The organism is Burkholderia sp. BCC1208 (genome assembly GCF_902833095.1).
Lineage (GTDB): Bacteria > Pseudomonadota > Gammaproteobacteria > Burkholderiales > Burkholderiaceae > Burkholderia.
In genome coordinates this window covers 465,030-482,660 of record NZ_CADFDY010000004.1, presented here as the reverse complement: position 1 = coordinate 482,660, position 17,631 = coordinate 465,030, and the positions used below count along the sequence as shown (strand labels likewise).

The 17,631-nt window shown below is 66.5% G+C and carries 17 protein-coding genes; 9 read left to right on the top strand and 8 right to left on the bottom strand.

Features of this window, described 5'->3' with window-relative positions:
- The first annotated feature begins 42 nt into the window (after window positions 1-42).
- From prfA to HWX09_RS12535, 5 genes are all read left to right on the top strand, one after another.
- Window positions 43-1,125: a peptide chain release factor 1 gene (prfA, locus tag HWX09_RS12555; RefSeq protein ID WP_027783414.1), complete on the top strand. Its 1,083-nt coding sequence runs from the start codon at window positions 43-45 to the stop codon at window positions 1,123-1,125.
- 7 nt (window positions 1,126-1,132) lie between these two features.
- Entirely contained in the window at window positions 1,133-1,975 is an 843-nt protein-coding gene (prmC, locus tag HWX09_RS12550; RefSeq protein ID WP_027783413.1) for a peptide chain release factor N(5)-glutamine methyltransferase, read from the top strand.
- A gap of 67 nt (window positions 1,976-2,042) precedes the next feature.
- Window positions 2,043-2,354 (top strand): Grx4 family monothiol glutaredoxin, encoded by a 312-nt coding sequence (gene grxD / locus HWX09_RS12545; RefSeq protein ID WP_027783412.1) that lies wholly within the window; start codon window positions 2,043-2,045, stop codon window positions 2,352-2,354.
- 13 nt (window positions 2,355-2,367) lie between these two features.
- Window positions 2,368-2,964 carry a UbiX family flavin prenyltransferase gene (locus HWX09_RS12540; RefSeq protein ID WP_027783411.1) on the top strand — a complete coding sequence of 199 codons (597 nt, stop codon included), beginning with the start codon at window positions 2,368-2,370 and terminating at the stop codon, window positions 2,962-2,964.
- Between the two features lie 201 nt (window positions 2,965-3,165).
- On the top strand, window positions 3,166-3,957 hold the full coding sequence (locus tag HWX09_RS12535) for a class III extradiol ring-cleavage dioxygenase (protein ID WP_027783410.1): 792 nt from the start codon (window positions 3,166-3,168) through the stop codon (window positions 3,955-3,957).
- Window positions 3,958-4,058: 101 nt separating this feature from the next.
- On the opposite strand, the gene HWX09_RS12530 is transcribed toward HWX09_RS12535, so the two are convergent.
- The gene (locus HWX09_RS12530) at window positions 4,059-5,657 is read right to left on the bottom strand and encodes an APC family permease (protein ID WP_027783409.1); all 1,599 of its coding nucleotides are present in this window, start codon (window positions 5,655-5,657) and stop codon (window positions 4,059-4,061) included.
- Window positions 5,658-6,077: 420 nt separating this feature from the next.
- Here HWX09_RS12530 and HWX09_RS12525 point away from each other — a divergent pair, with 420 nt between their 5' ends.
- Window positions 6,078-6,281 (top strand): cold-shock protein, encoded by a 204-nt coding sequence (locus HWX09_RS12525; RefSeq protein WP_006477070.1) that lies wholly within the window; start codon window positions 6,078-6,080, stop codon window positions 6,279-6,281.
- A gap of 99 nt (window positions 6,282-6,380) precedes the next feature.
- On the opposite strand, the gene HWX09_RS12520 is transcribed toward HWX09_RS12525, so the two are convergent.
- From HWX09_RS12520 to HWX09_RS12510, 3 genes are all read right to left on the bottom strand, one after another.
- A complete protein-coding gene (locus HWX09_RS12520; protein WP_027783408.1) occupies window positions 6,381-7,631 on the bottom strand; it encodes an Hsp70 family protein in 1,251 nt (416 codons plus the stop codon).
- A 187-nt stretch (window positions 7,632-7,818) separates the two neighbouring features.
- Window positions 7,819-8,424 (bottom strand): nitroreductase family protein, encoded by a 606-nt coding sequence (locus HWX09_RS12515; protein ID WP_027783407.1) that lies wholly within the window; start codon window positions 8,422-8,424, stop codon window positions 7,819-7,821.
- Window positions 8,425-8,580: 156 nt separating this feature from the next.
- Window positions 8,581-9,864 (bottom strand): MFS transporter, encoded by a 1,284-nt coding sequence (locus tag HWX09_RS12510; RefSeq protein WP_027783406.1) that lies wholly within the window; start codon window positions 9,862-9,864, stop codon window positions 8,581-8,583.
- A gap of 214 nt (window positions 9,865-10,078) precedes the next feature.
- Between HWX09_RS12510 and HWX09_RS12505 the strand changes: the two genes are divergently transcribed.
- Window positions 10,079-10,699, top strand: a complete 621-nt coding sequence (locus HWX09_RS12505) for a TetR/AcrR family transcriptional regulator (RefSeq protein WP_027783405.1) — start codon at window positions 10,079-10,081, stop codon at window positions 10,697-10,699.
- Window positions 10,700-10,811: 112 nt separating this feature from the next.
- Complete coding sequence (locus HWX09_RS12500) at window positions 10,812-11,384, top strand: DUF1415 domain-containing protein (RefSeq protein WP_027783404.1); 573 nt, start codon at window positions 10,812-10,814, stop codon at window positions 11,382-11,384.
- A gap of 58 nt (window positions 11,385-11,442) precedes the next feature.
- On the opposite strand, the gene HWX09_RS12495 is transcribed toward HWX09_RS12500, so the two are convergent.
- The 4 genes from HWX09_RS12495 to HWX09_RS12480 form a co-directional block, all read right to left on the bottom strand.
- The gene (locus HWX09_RS12495) at window positions 11,443-12,333 is read right to left on the bottom strand and encodes an SAM-dependent methyltransferase (protein WP_027783403.1); all 891 of its coding nucleotides are present in this window, start codon (window positions 12,331-12,333) and stop codon (window positions 11,443-11,445) included.
- Between the two features lie 89 nt (window positions 12,334-12,422).
- Window positions 12,423-13,556 (bottom strand): class I SAM-dependent methyltransferase, encoded by a 1,134-nt coding sequence (locus tag HWX09_RS12490; RefSeq protein WP_027783402.1) that lies wholly within the window; start codon window positions 13,554-13,556, stop codon window positions 12,423-12,425.
- A gap of 135 nt (window positions 13,557-13,691) precedes the next feature.
- The gene (locus tag HWX09_RS12485; protein ID WP_027783401.1) at window positions 13,692-14,024 is read right to left on the bottom strand and encodes a YegP family protein; all 333 of its coding nucleotides are present in this window, start codon (window positions 14,022-14,024) and stop codon (window positions 13,692-13,694) included.
- 155 nt (window positions 14,025-14,179) lie between these two features.
- Window positions 14,180-14,674, bottom strand: coding sequence for an LEA type 2 family protein (locus HWX09_RS12480; protein WP_027783400.1), 495 nt, complete (start codon window positions 14,672-14,674; stop codon window positions 14,180-14,182).
- 643 nt (window positions 14,675-15,317) lie between these two features.
- On the opposite strand from HWX09_RS12480, the gene HWX09_RS12475 reads away from it, so the two are divergent.
- On the top strand, window positions 15,318-17,486 hold the full coding sequence (locus HWX09_RS12475; RefSeq protein WP_027783399.1) for a M1 family metallopeptidase: 2,169 nt from the start codon (window positions 15,318-15,320) through the stop codon (window positions 17,484-17,486).
- The last annotated feature ends 145 nt before the right edge of the window (window positions 17,487-17,631 follow it).

The following is a 17,631-nucleotide window of genomic DNA, read 5'->3' as shown; positions in this document are numbered from 1 at the left end:
TCCTTTCCGAATACCCCTTGCCCGGGAGCGCCGCTCCACACCATGAAGACGAGCATGCAACGCAAGCTCGACCAGCTTTCCACCCGGCTGGCCGAACTGAACGACCTGCTGAGCCGCGAAAACGTCACGGCCGACCTCGACCAGTACCGCAAGCTCACGCGCGAACATGCGGAACTCGGCCCGGTCGTCGAGCAATACGCGTTATGGCGCCAGTCGCGCAGCGACGAGACGGCCGCGCAGGAACTGCTCGCCGATCCGTCGATGCGCGATTTCGCGGAAGACGAAATCCGCAGCGCGCGCGAGGGCATGGCGCGCCTCGAGGTCGAGCTGCAGAAGATGCTGCTGCCGAAGGATCCGAACGACGACCGCAACATCTTCCTCGAAATCCGCGCGGGCGCGGGCGGCGACGAATCGGCGCTGTTCGCGGGCGATCTGCTGCGCATGTACCTGCGCTTCGCGGAACGTCAGCGCTGGCAGGTCGAGATGATGTCGGAGAGCGCGTCGGATCTCGGCGGCTATAAGGAAGTGATCGTGCGGATCGCGGGCCAGGGCGCGTATTCGCGCCTGAAGTTCGAATCGGGCGGCCATCGCGTGCAGCGCGTGCCGGCCACCGAGACACAGGGGCGCATCCATACGTCCGCGTGCACGGTCGCCGTGATGCCGGAAGCCGACGAGATCGGCGAGGTCGAGATCAATCCGGCCGACCTGCGCATCGATACGTTCCGCGCGTCCGGCGCGGGCGGCCAGCACATCAACAAGACCGACTCGGCGGTGCGCGTCACGCACCTCCCGACCGGGATCGTCGTCGAATGCCAGGACGACCGCTCGCAGCACAAGAACAAGGATCGCGCGCTGAAGGTGCTCGCCGCGCGCATCAAGGACAAGCAGTATCACGAGCAGCATGCGAAGGAAGCCGCGACGCGCAAGAGCCTGATCGGCTCCGGCGACCGTTCCGAACGAATCCGCACGTACAACTTCCCGCAGGGCCGGATGACCGACCACCGGATCAACCTGACGCTGTACCGGCTCGAGGCGATCATGGACGGCGATCTCGACGAACTGATCGGCGCGCTCGTCACCGAGCACCAGGCCGAGCTGCTCGCGTCGCTCGGCGAAGCCGACTGAGGCCGCGATGTCCGACACCACCGCCGACGCGCTGCTGCGCGCATCGCCGCTCGACCCGGTCGATGCACGCGTGCTGCTCGCGCACGCGCTCGGCTGGACCCGCACGCAGCTGATCACGCGCGGCGACGCGCCGCTCGATGCCGCCGCGGTCGAACGCTATCGCGCGCTCGAAGCGCGGCGCGTCGCCGGCGAGCCCGTCGCGCAGCTGGTGGGGATGCGCGAGTTCTTCGGGCGCCCGTTCGATGTGACGGCCGACGTGCTGATCCCGCGCCCCGAAACCGAGCTGCTCGTCGAAGCCGCGCTCGAGGCGATCGACGGGCTGCCGCACGCGGCCGTGCTCGATCTCGGCACCGGCAGCGGCGCGATCGCCGTGTCGATCGCGGCCGAGCGTCCCGATGCGCGCGTGTGGGCGCTCGACCGTTCGCCGGACGCGCTCGCGGTCGCGCAACGCAATGCCGACAAGCTGCTCGGCGCGCCGCGCCCCGGCGGCCCGCTGCACTGGCTGCGGAGCGACTGGTACGCGGCGCTCGATCCCGCGCTCGCGTTCGATACGATCGTCAGCAACCCGCCGTACATCGCGCGGCACGATCCGCATCTCGGGCAAGGCGACCTGCGTTTCGAGCCGCGCGGCGCCCTCACCGACGATGCCGACGGCCTCAGCGCGATCCGTACGATCGTCGCGGGCGCCGGCGCCTATCTGAAACCGGGCGGCACGCTGTGGATCGAGCACGGCTACGACCAAGCCGAAGCCGTCCGCGCGATACTGGCGTCGCACGGCTTCGTCGCGGTCGAATCGCTCGCCGATCTCGCCGCCATCGAACGCACGACCGGCGGCCGCCTGCCCGGCTGATGTCCGGCCCGCCCGGTTGAAATCCGCTATCATTTCGATCTAACGCCCCGCTAAAGCAAGGTCAGTCATGGACACCCAACAACGTATCAAGCAAATCGTCGACGAAAACCAGGTCGTGCTCTTCATGAAGGGCAACGCGCAATTCCCGATGTGCGGCTTCTCGGGCCGCGCCGTGCAGGTGCTGAAGGCCTGCGGCGTCGACCAGTTCAAGACGGTCAACGTGCTGGAAGACGACGAAATCCGCCAGGGCATCAAGGCATTCTCGAACTGGCCGACCATCCCGCAGCTCTACGTGAAGGGCGAATTCGTCGGCGGCTCGGACATCATGATGGAGATGTACCAGTCGGGCGAACTGCAGCAACTGTTCGCGGCCGCGTAACGTCCCCCTTTCGATGGCATCTCCCAGCGCGCCGCCACGCCGGCTGATCGTCGCGATCACCGGCGCCACCGGCGCGATTTACGGCGTGCGGCTGCTCGACCTGCTGCGCGCCGCCGGCGGCGTCGAAACGCACCTGCTGATTTCGAACGCCGGCTGGCTCAACATCCAGCATGAACTGAAGCTGCCGAAGGCCGATGTCGAAAGCCGCGCGGACGTCGTGCATTCGGTGCGCGACGTCGGCGCGACGATCGCATCGGGCTCGTTCGCGACCGACGGCATGGTGATCGCGCCCTGCTCGATGAAGACGCTCGCGAGCGTCGCGCACGGGCTGTCCGACAACCTGATCACGCGCGCGGCCGACGTCACGCTGAAGGAACGCCGCCGTCTCGTGCTGATGGTGCGCGAAACGCCGTTCAACCTCGCGCATCTGCGCAACATGACCGCCGTCACCGAAATGGGCGGCATCGTCTTTCCGCCGCTGCCCGCGTTCTATGCGATGCCGAAGACGATCGAGGAACTCGTCGATCAGACCGTCACGCGCGTCCTCGACCTGTTCGCGCTCGGCGCGCCGCTCACGACGCCGTGGGCCGGCATCCGGCACGCGCAGTAACCGCGCCTCTTTTTCGCGCATCGCCGCCAAATCGCGCTGCAATTCCTTCGATTTCCCACTTTCGGATGCGAATCGGTATTCGATTGCCTGCCGCCGCAGCGATTATCAACCAGCAAGCACCAATCAAATTCACGTTCGCCGATTTATCAATGCACGGTGCGCGCCTATAGTCACAGGCAAACCCTTTTGCAGGTCATCCCCATGAACCGCTTGCCTTCGCTGTACCTGTCCCACGGCGCCCCGACGCTGCCGATCGACCCGGCGCTGCCGTCCGGCGCATTCGCGCACCTCGGCGCCGAATTGCCGCGCCCGCGCGCGGTGCTGATGCTGTCCGCGCACTGGGGCACGCAACAGCCGGTCGCGAGCGTCGCCGCGCATCCGGACACGATTCACGACTTCTACGGTTTCCCGCAGGCGCTGTACGACATCCGCTATCCGGCGCCCGGCGCACCCGACGTTGCCGAGCGCGCGGCCGCGCTGCTGAACGCAGCCGGCATCGCGACCGCGACGGCCGAACACGGCCTCGATCACGGCGCGTGGGTGCCGATGCTGCTGATGTTTCCGGAAGCCGACGTGCCGGTCGCGCAACTGTCGATCCAGCCGCGCGCGGATGCCGCGCATCACTTCGCGCTCGGCCGCGCGCTGCGGCCGCTGCGCGACGACGGCGTGATGGTGATCGGTTCGGGGCAGATCACGCATAACCTGCGCGCCGCCGATTTCGGCGCGGCGCCCGAGGATGCGGATCCGCGCGTCGCGGAATTCACGGACTGGTTCGAGGCGAAACTTGCCGCGCGCGACGTCGACGCGCTGCTCGACTACCGTCGGCAGGCGCCGCACGCTGCGCTGATGCATCCGGCCGACGAGCACCTGCTGCCGGTCTTCACGGCGCTCGGCGCGGCGGACGACGACTACCGGCTCGGCATCCAGTCGCTCGGCACCTACCAGCGCGTGCTCGCGATGACGAACTACGTGTTCGCGAGCGCCGGCGCCTGATCCGCGGCGCAACCGCCCAGCAAAAAGCCCGCCCGAGCATCGCTCGGGCGGGCTTTTGTCACTGCATCCTGCCGCCGCCGAATCCGGCGACAGGTCAGCCGTCAGACACCGACCCCTTCGAGGATCTCGTCGTGCGACTCTCGCTCGTCGAGATACTGGGTCCGGTAACCGGTATTCACGCCCCAGAAGTAGAACACCAGCGCGATTGCCGCGACGACCAGCATGTCCCAGCCGTACGGCAGCACGCCGTGACCGCCGAACTCCTTGCTGCCGATCAGCGACAGCACGGCCATCGTCGGCAGGTACGCGACCAGCCACCATGCGGCCTTCAGGTCGGCGCCCCAGCCGGTCCAGCCCGACTTCGCCTGGAAGAAGAAGTACACCGGCAGCGCGACGATCATCAGCAGGATGATTTCGCCCGTCAGCGGCCACTTCGCCCAGTACAGGATCAGCGATGCGCACACGAACGCGAACGGTGCGATCAGCTTCATCAGCGGAATCGACAGCGGACGCTCGATGTCGGTCGCCGCACGGCGCAGCGCCATCAGGCTGATCGGGCCGGTCAGGTACGAGATCACCGTCGCGACCGAGATCACCGCCGCGAGCGAGCTCCAGCCGCGGAAGAAGAACAGGAAGACGAACGACACGAGCAGGTTGAACCACATCGCCTGGCGCGGCACGCCGTAGATCGGGTGCACGTTGCCGAACATCTTCGGCATCGTGTTGTTGCGCTCCATCGCGTAAATCATGCGGGTGGTCGTCGCCATGTAGGTCGTACCGGTGCCGCTCGGGCTGATGAACGCGTCGACATACAGCAGGATCGCGAGCCAGTTCAGGTTCAGCGCGATCGCGAGTTCCGCGAACGGCGACGAGAAGTTGAAGTGCGCCCAGCCCTTCGCGACGTCGGCCGGATTCACCGAACCGATATACGCCATTTGCAACAGCACGTAGATCACGAGCGCGAGCAGGATCGACGTGATCACCGCGAACGGCACGCTGCGCGACGGATTGCGCGCTTCACCGGCCAGATTCACCGGGCTCTGGAAGCCGTTGAACGCGAACACGATGCCGCTCGTCGCGACCGCGGTCAGCACGGCCGACCAGCCGTACGGCGCGAAGCTCGTATTCGACGCGGTGCCGAGGTTCTCCGAGTGGAAGCTCGTCAGCATCAGGCCGAGGATCGTCAAGCCGGGGATCAGGAACTTGAAGATCGTGATCGCGGTGTTCGCCCGCGCGAAGGCCTTGACGCCCCAGTAGTTCAGCATGAAGTAGATGACGACCAGCACGGCCGACAGCAGCAGGCCGAGGGTTTGCAATTCTCCGTTCACGAACAGCGCATGCGCCCACGGATACGGCCACGTGCTCATGTACTGGATCGACGCTTCGGCCTCGATCGGGATCACGGATACGATCGCGATCCAGTTGGCCCATGCGCTGATGAAACCCACCAGCGAACCGTGCGAGTAGCGCGCGTAGCGCACCATGCCGCCCGACTCGGGGAACATCGCGCCCAGTTCCGCATACGTCAGCGCAATCGCGAGAATCACGACCGCGCCGATGATCCATGCGCAGATCGCCGCCGGACCGGCGATCTTCGCGGCCTTCCAGGCACCGAACAGCCAGCCCGAGCCGATAATCGAACCCAGCCCCGTCAGCATCAATGCAAACGGGCCGATGTTCCGTTGAATAGAACTCTTCACATCCTCTCCTGTGTCTCAAAAAGCATGGTCGGCCTGCGGTCCGGGATCGGCTCGGACAGCACCGCGCACGCATTCTTGGGGGGGAGGGTCACCCGATCGGGGCAACCCGTCCACGCGGCGCGTAGTTTAACGGTTGCACCTCGAACGTGGCGCCAAAATCGATCGGCCCCTACAAAAAATTCGCATGGCTTGCAAGCTTTGTAAACCTGATCTCCGCAATAACCCTGAGAGCACGGGAATACGGTTGACCATCAGACGGATTAGCCGTATAAAGGACTTCGCAGGATTTCAAGTGGCGAGTGAATTGGTTCTTTCGTAGTTCGCCCATCAACGGTACTCCGGTTGGTCCTATTACCCCTTCCTTGATTTTCCGCACACCATGGGCTTCGGCCCCGTTTTATCTTTTTAGGAACAAGTAACATGGCAACCGGTACCGTCAAGTGGTTCAATGACGCAAAGGGCTTCGGCTTCATCACCCCGGAAGGCGGCGGCGACGATCTGTTCGCGCACTTCTCGGAAATCCGCGTCGAAGGCTTCAAGACGCTGCAAGAAAACCAGAAGGTTGAATTCGAAGTGAAGACGGGCCCGAAGGGTCTGCAAGCTGCGAACATCCGTCCGGTCTAAGCTTGGCGCGATCATTCGTGTAAAAAAGCCCCGCTTCGGCGGGGCTTTTTGTTTTTGGTGCCGGCCGTCCGGCATGGGGAGCGATAGCCGCCCCGCCATTCAGCCGAACAGTCGCTGCGCGTGAATACCGAGCCCCGTCGCGACACTCGCGAGGCGGTCGCCGAACACCGGCTGCGCATCCGGAAACGCGCCGGCGAGCGCGCTCGACAGGAACCCGAGCCCCGTCGAACCGCCGGTGAAATACAGCGCACCGACCTCGCGCGGCGCGACGCCCGCGAGCCGCACCGTCTCGCGCGCGGCGTCGACGATGCGCGCGGTATCGTCCCGACTCGCGTCGACGAGGCGATCCGCGTCGAACGCGATCAGCAGATCTTCTTCCACGTCGTTCAGGTCGATCATCGTCTCCCCGCCCGCCGCGACGCCGATCTTCGCTTCTTCCGCGCGCGCCATCAGCGCGTGCCCGAGCCGCTGCTCGACCACGCTCGTGAGCCGGTCGTACTGCCGCACATCCTGGTACAGGTGCTTCATCAGCTTCAGCTCGCCGACCCGCTTCGGCGTGTAGACGGTGTTGATCAGGTGCCAGGTCGCGAGATCGAAGTAGATCTTGTTCGGCAGTTCGCGTCCTTCCGGGTCGAGCGAACGGTAGCCGAATGCGGGCAGGATCGCCGCCAGCTCGACACGCCGGTCGTAGTCGGTGCCCGCGACGTGCACGCCGTGGTGCGCGAGCACGTCGTCCTTGCGCTCGAGCCGCGCCATCCGCTCCGGGCCGACGCGCACCAGCGAGAAGTCGGACGTGCCGCCGCCGATGTCGGCGACGAGCACCAGACGCTCGGCCGGCTGGCGCGATTCGTAGTCGAACGCGGCGGCGATCGGTTCGTACTGGAAATGCACGTCCGCGAAGCCGACCGATCGCGCGGCCGCCTCGAGCTGATCCTGGGCGAGGCGGTCGGCGCGCGGATCGTCGTCGACGAAGAACACCGGCCGGCCGAGCACCGCGCGGCCGATCGGCGCGCCCGCGCGCGCTTCGGCCTTGCGCTTCAGGTGCGTCAGGAAGCGCGCGATGATTTCGGTGTACGCGATCGCACTGCCGTCGCCCAGGTCGGTCGTCGTTTCCGCGAGCGGCGAGCCGAGAATGCTCTTCATCGAGCGCATCAGCCGGCCGTCGAAACCGTCGATATAGGAGGCCAGCGCCGCCCGGCCGTATTCGACCGTCTCTTCGTCGTTGTTGAAGAAGATCGCGGTGGGCAGCGTCAGGTGGTCGCCCTCGACGGGCGCGAGGCGCATGCCATCGCCGTCGGGCAGCGCCACGGCGGAATTGGACGTGCCGAAATCGATCGCGCAGTAAGTCATGGGAAATTGCCGCAGCAGGCCGGCGCGAAAACGGAAAGGACCGGCTTTTTAACATGAAGCCCGCGGGATCACAACCGGGGCCGGCCACCAGCGCCGCGCAACGGGCGCCGGCGGCAACGGCGCGCGGCGTGGCGCACCGGGAACATGCGCGGACAGGACGCGCGACGCAGCCTGCCCGCCCGCGGGGTCAGGCTGCCGCGTCGAAGCTCTTCTTCCACGCACCCGCGTAGACGACTTCGCCGATCGCATGGCGCGTACGCGGCGCCTTCTCGCGATCGCGCAGCACGGGATCGAGCTTGTCGACGTTGCCGTAGTGGCCGAGCGAGATGATCGACGCGATCGCAACGTCCGCCGGAATCGCGAACGCGTCGCGGAACGCCTTCGCGTCGAACCCGCTCATCTGGTGCGCGGCGAGGCCGAGCGCGTGCGCCTGCAGCACCAGCGACATCGCGGCGGCGCCGGCGTCGTACAGCGCGGTCGGCGCCGGCTCGCCCTTCGGCGTCAACGTGTGCGCGGTGACCGCGATCAGCACCGGCGCCGGCGCATTCCAGCCCTGATTGAACGGCACCAGCGTCGCGAACGCGCGCTTGAATGCATCTTCGTCCTGGGCGCGTTCGAATACGATGAAACGCCACGGCTGCGCGTTGTACGCGGACGGTGCCCAGCGCGCCGCTTCGAGCACCGCGTGGAGATCGCCGACGCTGACGGGTTCGTCCGAATACGCGCGCGGGCTCCAGCGGCCCGCGATCAGATCGTGAATCGAAACAGTGGTGGGAGCAGGTTTGACGGACATGCGGTTCCTCGCTGACATCGATGAAGGGGCGCGAACGCCCGGCGAACCGCAAGCATACCCGCTTGAGCGATTGCGCGCCCGATCCCGCCGCGCCATGCAAATCTCCTGGTGTGCAATGGCCGGCCGCAGCCTGTACGGCCGGCCGGGCCGCCGCGATCAGGCTGCCTGCGCGGCCGCGCGCGACGGTCCGCGGTTGATCCGCAGCACGATCAGCGCCCCGACGATGCACAAGCCGCCCGAGATCATCGACGCAATCGTATAGGTGCCGAGGCTCGCGCGCAGCAGCCCCGCGCCGAGCGCCGCGAACGCCGCGCCGAGCTGGTGGCCGGCGACGATCCAGCCGAACACGACCGGCGCCGCGGCCTTGCCGAACACGTCGGTCGCGAGCCGTACGGTGGGCGGCACGGTCGCGATCCAGTCGAGCCCGTAGAACATCGCGAACAGCGGCAGCCCGAAGAAATCGATCCCGAACGCATGCGGCAGATAGATCAGCGACAGCCCGCGCAGCCCGTAATACCAGAACAACAGCACGCGGTTGTCGTAACGGTCGGACAACCATCCCGACAGCGTCGTGCCGAACAGGTCGAACACGCCCATCGCCGCGAGCAGCGACGCGCCCTGTACTTCGGTCATCCCGTAGTCGCTGCACATCGCGATCAGGTGCGTGCCGACATAGCCGTTGGTGCTCGCGCCACAGATGAAGAAGCTGAAGAACAGCAGCCAGAAGTCGCGCGAGCGGCTCGCCATCAGCAGCGTGCGGAACGCGACCGCGAGCGGGTTCTCCTTCGTCGCATCGGGCGCGGACGGCGCATCGGCCGGCTCGCCGTACGGGCGCAACCGCACGTCGGCCGGCCGCTCGGGCAGCAGGAACGCGACGAGCGGAATCACGATCGCGGCCGCCACCGCGACGACCAGCACGACCGGCCGCCAGCCGTGGCGCTGCGCGATCGCCGCGAGCATCGGCAGGAACACGAGCTGGCCGGTGGCCGTGCTCGCGGTCAGGATCCCCATCACGAGGCCGCGCCGCGCATGGAACCAGCGCGTGACGAAGGTCGCGGACAGCGTCAGCGCGACGACGCCCGTCGAGCTGCCGACCATCAGGCCCCAGATCGCCACCATCTGCCAGCTCTGCGTCATCATCGACGACAGCGCGACGCCCGCGCTCATCGTCACGAGCGCGGTGAGGATCGTCGGCCGCAGCCCGAAGCGCTGCATCGCGGCGGCCGCGAAGGGGCCCGTCAGGCCGTACAGCGCGATGTTCACCGAAATCGCCAGCGAAATCGCCGCCCGGCTCCAGCCGAGCTCGCGTTCGAGCGGCACCATCAGCACGCTCGGCGTCGCGCGTGTGCCGGCCGCCGCCAGCAGGATCAGGAATACCACCGCCGCCGCGAGCCATCCGTAATGAAAGCGCCCGCCGATTCGTGTCACTGCCCAGTTCATCTTCGCGTTCTCCAGTTGGCGGCTCCGGCGCCATCGCGCCTGCCCCGCCCCGCCAGGCCACCTCCGCCGCACACCGCATCGGCTGACCCGGGCCGATGCTTGGCATTTTCCGTCGATCCGGCCGGCATTGTTACCGGTCGGTCACAAGTGTGTTGCGATCGTAGTTACCAGTCGGTAACATGTCAAGCAATTCACCACGTAGTCGAGGGTCATCATGTCGGGCATCGAGGTCGCCAAACCGCTGGCGCGACGCACGCGCCGGCAAATCGACGGCGCCACCGCGCAGGAGCACCTGCTGCGTGCCGCCGAGGAGCTGTTTTACAGGGAAGGCGTGCGAGCGGTCGGCGTCGAGGCCGTGGTGGAGCGCGCGGGCGTCAACAAGATGAGCCTGTATCGCCAGTTCTCGTCGAAGGACGAGCTGATCCTCGCGTATCTGGAACGGATGGACGCGTGCTTCTTCGAGCGGCTCGACACGAGCGCCGCGAAGCATCCGGGGCAGCCGAAGGCGCAGTTGATCCAGTACTTCGTCGATCTCGCCGAGCGTGCGACACAAAAGGACTATCGCGGCTGCCCGTTCGTCAACGTCGCCGCCGAATTCCCGGATGCGTCGCACCCGGCGCGCGAACGCGTCGCGCAGAACAAGGAGCAGTTGATGAAACGGCTCGTCGCGCTTTGCGAAGGCGCCGGTGCGCGACAGCCGAAGGCGCTGGCCGATGCGCTCGCGCTGGTGGTCGAAGGCATCTACGCGGCGAGCCAGACCTACCGGCACGGCGAAACGCCGATCGGCATTGCGCCCGCGCTCGTCACGCAGTTGATCGAAGCGGCCTGCGCGTGACGGGTCGCGCGCGTTCGTCCCCGGCGCGCCCGCTACAATGCGGCCCTCTTCGCCCTTTTTGCCCTTTTTGCCCTTTTTGCCCTTTTTGCCCTTCCGCCCGACTGGTATCACGATGACCGACACCCGCCCCGACTCGCACGACGACATCCTCGCCGCCACGCGGCACTGGCTCGCGCGCGCGGTGATCGGGCTCAACCTGTGCCCGTTCGCGAAAAGCGTCTACGTGAAGGAACAGGTGCGCTACGCGATCAGCGAAGCGACGACGCTGGAAGACGCGCTCGCCGAACTCGAAACCGAGTTGCGCGCGCTGGAAGCAGCGGACCCGCAGCAGGTCGATACGACGCTCGTGATCTACCCGCACGCGTTCGCCGATTTCGTCGACTACAACGATGCGCTGTTCTTTGCCGAGCGGCTCGTGCGGCAATTGCGGCTCGACGGCGTGCTGCAGATCGCGAGCTTCCATCCGCGCTACCAATTCGAAGGCACCGAACCCGACGACATCGAGAACTACACGAACCGCGCACCCTATCCGATCCTGCACCTGCTGCGCGAGGACAGCATCGCGCGCGCGGTCGACGCGTTCCCGGACGCGTCCGCGATCTACGAAAAGAATCAGGAAACCCTACGCCGCCTCGGCCACGAAGGCTGGCGCGAATGGATGCGCCGGCCGGGCGACGACGTGTGACACGGCGTGCAACGGGGCGGCGCGGGCGCCATGCCCGCGCCGCCCACGCGCTCGCGCGTCAGCCTTCGGCCGGCTCGACGATGTCGTCGCCCGCGGCGGCGGCTTGCGCGACGAAGAAGCGCTCGTTCAGTTCGGCGAGCCCGAACATTTGGAGGATTTCGTTCAGCCGCTCGCCGGGCTTGCGGCGCGGCAGGTTCTTGTACTGCGCGATGATCAGCTCGTTCTTCATCGAATGCTCCCAGCCGACCAGCTCGGTCACGCTGACCTGGTAGCCGTGCGCCTCGAGCTGCAGGCAGCGCAGCACGTTGGTGATCTGGCTGCCGAATTCGCGCGTATGCAGCGGATGGCGCCACACCTCGGTCAGCGCATTCGCGAGCGACTTGCCCTTGTTCCTGCGCAGCACGCCCGCGACTTCCGCCTGGCAGCACGGCACCAGCACGATGTGCTGCGCGCGCTTCGCGAGCGCGAAGCGGATCGCGTCGTCGGTCGCCGTGTCGCACGCGTGCAGCGCGGTGACGACGTCGACCGTTTCGGGCAGTTGCGGCGACGTGATCGAATCGGCGACCGACAGGTTCAGGAACGACATGCCGCCGAACCCGAGCCGCGCGGCAAGCTCGGTCGAACGCGTGACGAGCTCCTCGCGCGTCTCGATGCCGTACACGTGCGACGCGAACGCCGGCGTGCCGTGCCCCGGCTGCTGCTTGAAGAACAGGTCGTACAGGATGAAGCCGAGATACGACTTGCCGGCGCCGTGATCGACGAGCGTCACCTGACCTTTGTCGGCCTGCACGCCGGCGAGCAGCGGCTCGACGAACTGGAACAGGTGATAGACCTGCTTCAGCTTGCGGCGGCTGTCCTGATTCAGCTTCCCGTCGCGGGTGAGGATGTGCAGTTCCTTCAGCAGCTCGACGGACTGCTCCGGACGGATTTCGTGGGTTTTGTTCGACATCGTGAAGCGCCGCCGGGCCACGGTCTGTCGACCACGGCCCGGCGGCGGGAATTCGTGAGGAATGGCGGTAGTTTACCGAAAATACGCGGTCAGGCCCGGGCGCCGAGCCGCCACAGCGACGTGACCTCGGCGCGACGCGCCGCATGCAGCGGATCGTCGGCGTCCGTCGACTTCGGATGCGCGGGGCGGATGTCGTCGCGGCCGAGCACGACGAGGCCGGCTTCGTCGATCCACTGCAGCAAGGTTTCGCGCGGCCGCAGGCCGAGATGCTCGGCGAAATCGGACAGGATCAGCCAGCCCTCGCCGCCCGGCTCCAGATGCGCGGCCAGCCCTGCGAGGAAACCGCGCAGCATGCGGCTGTCCGGGTCGTAGACCGCGTATTCGATCGGCGCGCTCGGCCGGGCCGGCACCCACGGCGGGTTGCAGACCACGAGCGGCGCGCGGCCGGGCGGAAACAGGTCGGCCTCGACGATATCGACCTGGCCCGCGTGCCCTAGCCGCGCGACGTTCTCACGCGCGCAAGCCAGCGCGCGCGGATCCTGGTCGGTCGCGACGATGCGCTCGACGCCGCGCGACGCGAGCACCGCCGCCAGCACGCCGGTGCCCGTGCCGATATCGAACGCGAGCGACGTCGCCGGCAGCGGCGCACGCGCGACGAGCTCCACGTATTCGCCGCGCACCGGCGAGAACACGCCGTAGTGCGGATGGATCGGCGCGCCGCCGAGCGCCGGGATCGGCACGCCCTTCTTGCGCCATTCATGGGCGCCGACGAGGCCGAGCAATTCGCGCAGCGACACGACCGACGGCGCGCCGCCGGGGCCGTACGCCTCCTCGCAGGCCGCCCGCACGTCGGGCGCGCGGCGCAGCGGGATCGTGTAATCGGCGTCGAGCGGGATCAGCAGCATGCCGAGCGTGCGGGCGCGCTGCGATTGCGCGAGACGATGCAGGTTGAACGCATCGACGCCGGCCGCGGCTTTCGCCTTCTTCGGCTTGCGTTCGACACGGCGCGCCATCGCCTGCACGAGCTGGCGCGCATTCTGGAAGTCACCCTGCCAGACGAGCGCGGTGCCTTCGCAGGCGAGGCGGTAGGCTGCGTCGGCGGTGAGACGGTCGTCGGCGGGCACCGCGCGCTTCGGCGGCGGCACGCCGGCTTCGGAGCGCCAGCGCACGGCATGATCGACGCCGTCGGCGTCGGTCCAGTGGAAAACGGGGGAATCGGTCACGCGAACTCGGTACGGTTGGCTTCAACGGCGGCGAGAATTCGCCGCGCGGACCACACCATACCGCGCTTTGCCCGACCCGGCAAAACGGGCGCCGCGACGGCCGCCCGCAAGTGTTCGTCGCGGCGCAACCGTCGATCAGGCGAGATCGACGGCTTCCGCAACGGGCGCGTCGCGCTTGACGGCAGCGATGCCGTTCTCGCGTGCCTGCACGCTGCTGTACGTCTCGCTCGTGCCGATGACCTGGTGGTTGGCCGCCTTCAGATTGAACATCGGCTCACCGTTGTGGGCGAGCTTGCGCTCGTAACGCTCGTCGAGCGGCGCATTTTCCCGCACGGATGCAATCCCGTTTCTCGCACCGCTTTTCTCCTCGTACCGCTCGCTCGCGAGGATGATCTCGCCGTTCGCCGACTTCAGGTGGAAGTAGTACTGACCGTTCGTGGCCTTCTTGAGCTCGAATTTTGCCGCCATGGATTTCCCCTAAAAGAATGTCCGACCCTCGGACATCGGCAAGTGTAAGGGGGCCCGTCGACGAAAGTCGACATTCCGCGGAGATAGGCGTTAAAGACTGTTAAATAGTAAATATTTCGACACATTTGGCCGATGTTGAATTTCGATCGGACGATCTAGCCGCCCCATCCCGGCAGGGTCGGCAGACGCAGCGTGCCCGCGTCGCTGAAGTGCACGGTGCCCAGCACGCTGCCGGCGAGCCGGCCGCGCAGCGCATACGGCAGCTCGCCGTTCGCGGCCGCGCCGGGCAGGTTCCACGCCTGCCGCGCGGCCGCGAAGGCCGATACCGAAACCGGCACGTCGAGCACGGCCTCGCCGAACCGCGGCACGGTGCCCGCCCGATCGCTGACGCCGCTCGCGAACGGCGTGCCGTTCAGGTCGAGCGCGACCGAGATGCCGTCGTAGTCGATCGGCGCATCGTTCGGGTTCTGCACGCGCAACTTCAGGCTGAAGCGCATCTCGAGGCCCTGCCCGACGAGCGGGTCGAGCCCGGCGACCGACACGCGCACCGGCTCGCGCGTGAGCCCCGCGCAACCACCCAGCACGAACATGGCGGCAAACAGCAGCAGCGCGGCGCGCAGCGGCGCGATACGGAACAGGGCTCGTGGCATGGGACAGTCTCCTCGCGGCAATCGGTGAACGGGATCGTCGATGCATTGTACCGACCGTGCCGCCCTTCACCGGATTTCGTAGTTTTCGCGGCGGCGCAAGATTGTTAATAGATTAAAACTACGAAATCGCCAGCTAAACGGAAAGCACATTAATGACTTTCAGCATTCAATGAAGCGCTCGGAATTCAATAGATGCTCTTTCTAAATTTTTCGTTTCCTTTACCCAAAACCATCAAGTATATTTACGCATCCTTGGAGCAAGCCGACAAACCTTGAAGCCGCATGACGGCGAATTTACGGGATGGCGACACGCTGTCCTTCCGTCCTGCGGACTGGCCCGGCCAGCCCCGTAGGTCGTCGGTTCAAAGGGATTGCGCGCCCGCGCCGGGCGTGCGGCCCCGTGTCGTGCGCGCGAAATCAATTCAGTACAACACGCGTGCGGCCATTTTGAACCGGCCAGTTAACCGACATCCGGAAATTCAGAGGGGGCAGTAAACCATGATTACCTTCACGTAGTCGGCCGCCGTCTTTTCGAATAATCCGTCATTGGCATTTTTTCGCTGTTGATTAAACGGCGAGGGGATTGCTTTTGCCGGCGTTTTCGCAGCACTGAACGATTCTTTCAACAATCGAGGATTCAGTCATGTCGATTCATATTCGCAAGATGCGTTATCTGCCGCTCGTCGCCGCACTCGCGCTCGCCGGGTGCGGCGGCGACGACGGCGGTGCGGGCTCCGCTTCCGCGCTCAGCTCCGCCGGCGCGCCGCACACGGGCTCGTCGCCCGCCGTCACCGCGCCGCCGAGCGCATCGAACGTCGACAAGAGCGTCCCGCCTGTCGAACTGCCGGACACCGTGGTGCCCGTGAACTACCGGCTGTGGTTCCGCCCGAACGAAGCGCTGAACGCGTTCGACGGCCGCGCCGACGTCGAGATCAAGGTGCTGAAGCCGGTCAACAACATCGTGATCGCCGGCCACCGGATCAAGTTCACCAACGGCCGCATCACGCTGCAGCCGGGCAACATCCAGCTGATCGCGACGCCGCAGGACAAGGGCGACTTCTATCAGTTGCGCCCCGTCGCCGGCACGATCGCGCCGGGCAACTATTCGCTGCACATGGAGTGGTCGGGCATCATCAACTTCAAGTCGTACGACGATCCGGCCACGCAAACGGGCGGCAGCTGCGGCGACGATCCGTATCCGGGCTGCTCGGCCGCGGAAGGCGTGTTCCGCGTCGACCTGAAGGGCACCGACGGCAAGACGAGCGGCGCGATCCTGACGCAGGGCGAAACCAACCTGTCGCGCCAGTGGTTCCCGGGCTGGGACGAGCCGGCGTTCCGCCCGACCTATGAAGTGACGGCCGAAGTGCCGCAAAGCTGGCGCGTCGTGTCGAACGCGGCCGAGAAGCCGTCGACCAACGTCGGCGGCGGCTACAAGCTCGTGCAGTTCGAGAAGACCCCGCCGATGCCGTCGTACCTGCTGTTCTTCGGCGGCGGCATGTTCGACACCTACGAGGACGACTTCACGAGCCCGCTGCCGGGCGGCAAGGGCGGCCTGCACCTGCGCGTGTTCACGCCGCCGGGCATGAGCGAGTGGGCGAAGCCGGCGATGGACCGCACCAAGCAGGCGCTCGACTTCTACTACCGCTACACGGGCATCGCGCTGCCGCTCACGAAGTTCGACACGGTGGCCGCGAACGACGCGTTCAAGGAGCAGAAGGACCTGAACTTCGGCGGGATGGAGAACTGGGGCTCGATCCTCGAGTTCGCCGACGACATCCTGCCGCAGCCGGGCCAGCCGATGTCGCACTACGGCAACGAAGTGCTGACGCACGAAGTGGCGCACCAGTGGTTCGGCGATCTCGTGACGACCGACTGGTGGGACAACGTGTGGCTCAACGAATCGTTCGCGACGTTCTTCGAGACGAAGACCACGATCCAGTTCTTCCCCGACGAATTCAGCTGGCTCGACCAGGTGAAGAACAAGTACCGCGTGATCAATCGTGACATCGGCCCGAACGCGTTCCCGGTCGCGCCGAACTTCAACGACTGGGCATCGAACGACTTCGTGCTGAGCGCCAGCGCGTTCACGTACGACAAGGGCGGCCACGTGCTGAAGACGCTCGAGAACTATCTCGGCGAGCAGACCCTGCGCAAGGGGCTGCAGCAGTACCTGGTCGACTACTCGTTCGGCAACGGGACGCCGAAGCGTCTGTGGGATGCGCTGTCGAAGGAAAGCGGCCAGGCGGTCGGCCCGATCGGCGACAGCTACGTGCGTCAGACCGGCGTGCCGCTGATCTCGCTCGACACGCAGTGCGACATGACGAAGAACCAGACGGTCGTCACGCTGAAACAGCAGCCGTTCCCGAACAAGAACGCGTATCCGGGCCTGCAGTGGACGGTGCCGATCACGCTCGCGTACGGCCAGGGGCTCGCGAAACGCACGACGCTCGCGCTGAAGGATACGCAGGCGCAGACGCGGATCGACGGCTGCACGGGCGTGGTCGCCGACCCGAGCGGTCTCGACTACTACGTCGTGAACTACAGCGACGCGGCCTGGAGCGGGCTGCTCACGCAGGTCAACGGCTCGACCGATCCGGTGCTGCTGGCGAACCTGAAGAGCGAAGCGGCGCTGCTCGTCGCGAACAACCTCGCGCCGGCCTCGCGCTCGACGTCGATCGGCTCGGTCGCTTCGCCGGCCGCGATGAAGCTGCGCCAGACGCCGACCTTCGGCGGCATCGAACCGGTGACGAAGGAACGCCCGGCACGGCAATACCAGGGCATCTTCAAGCCGCGCAAGGTAGTGACGCAGTAACGGTGCGGATCCGGCCGGCGCCGCGCCACCCGCGGCGCCGGCCGGCGTACCGGTTTCTCCGACCTGTTGACGGGCCTCGCACGCGAGGCCCTTTTTTCATGCCGTCCGGCGCGGGCGCGAAACGCGCTGCCGCGTCGATGCGATG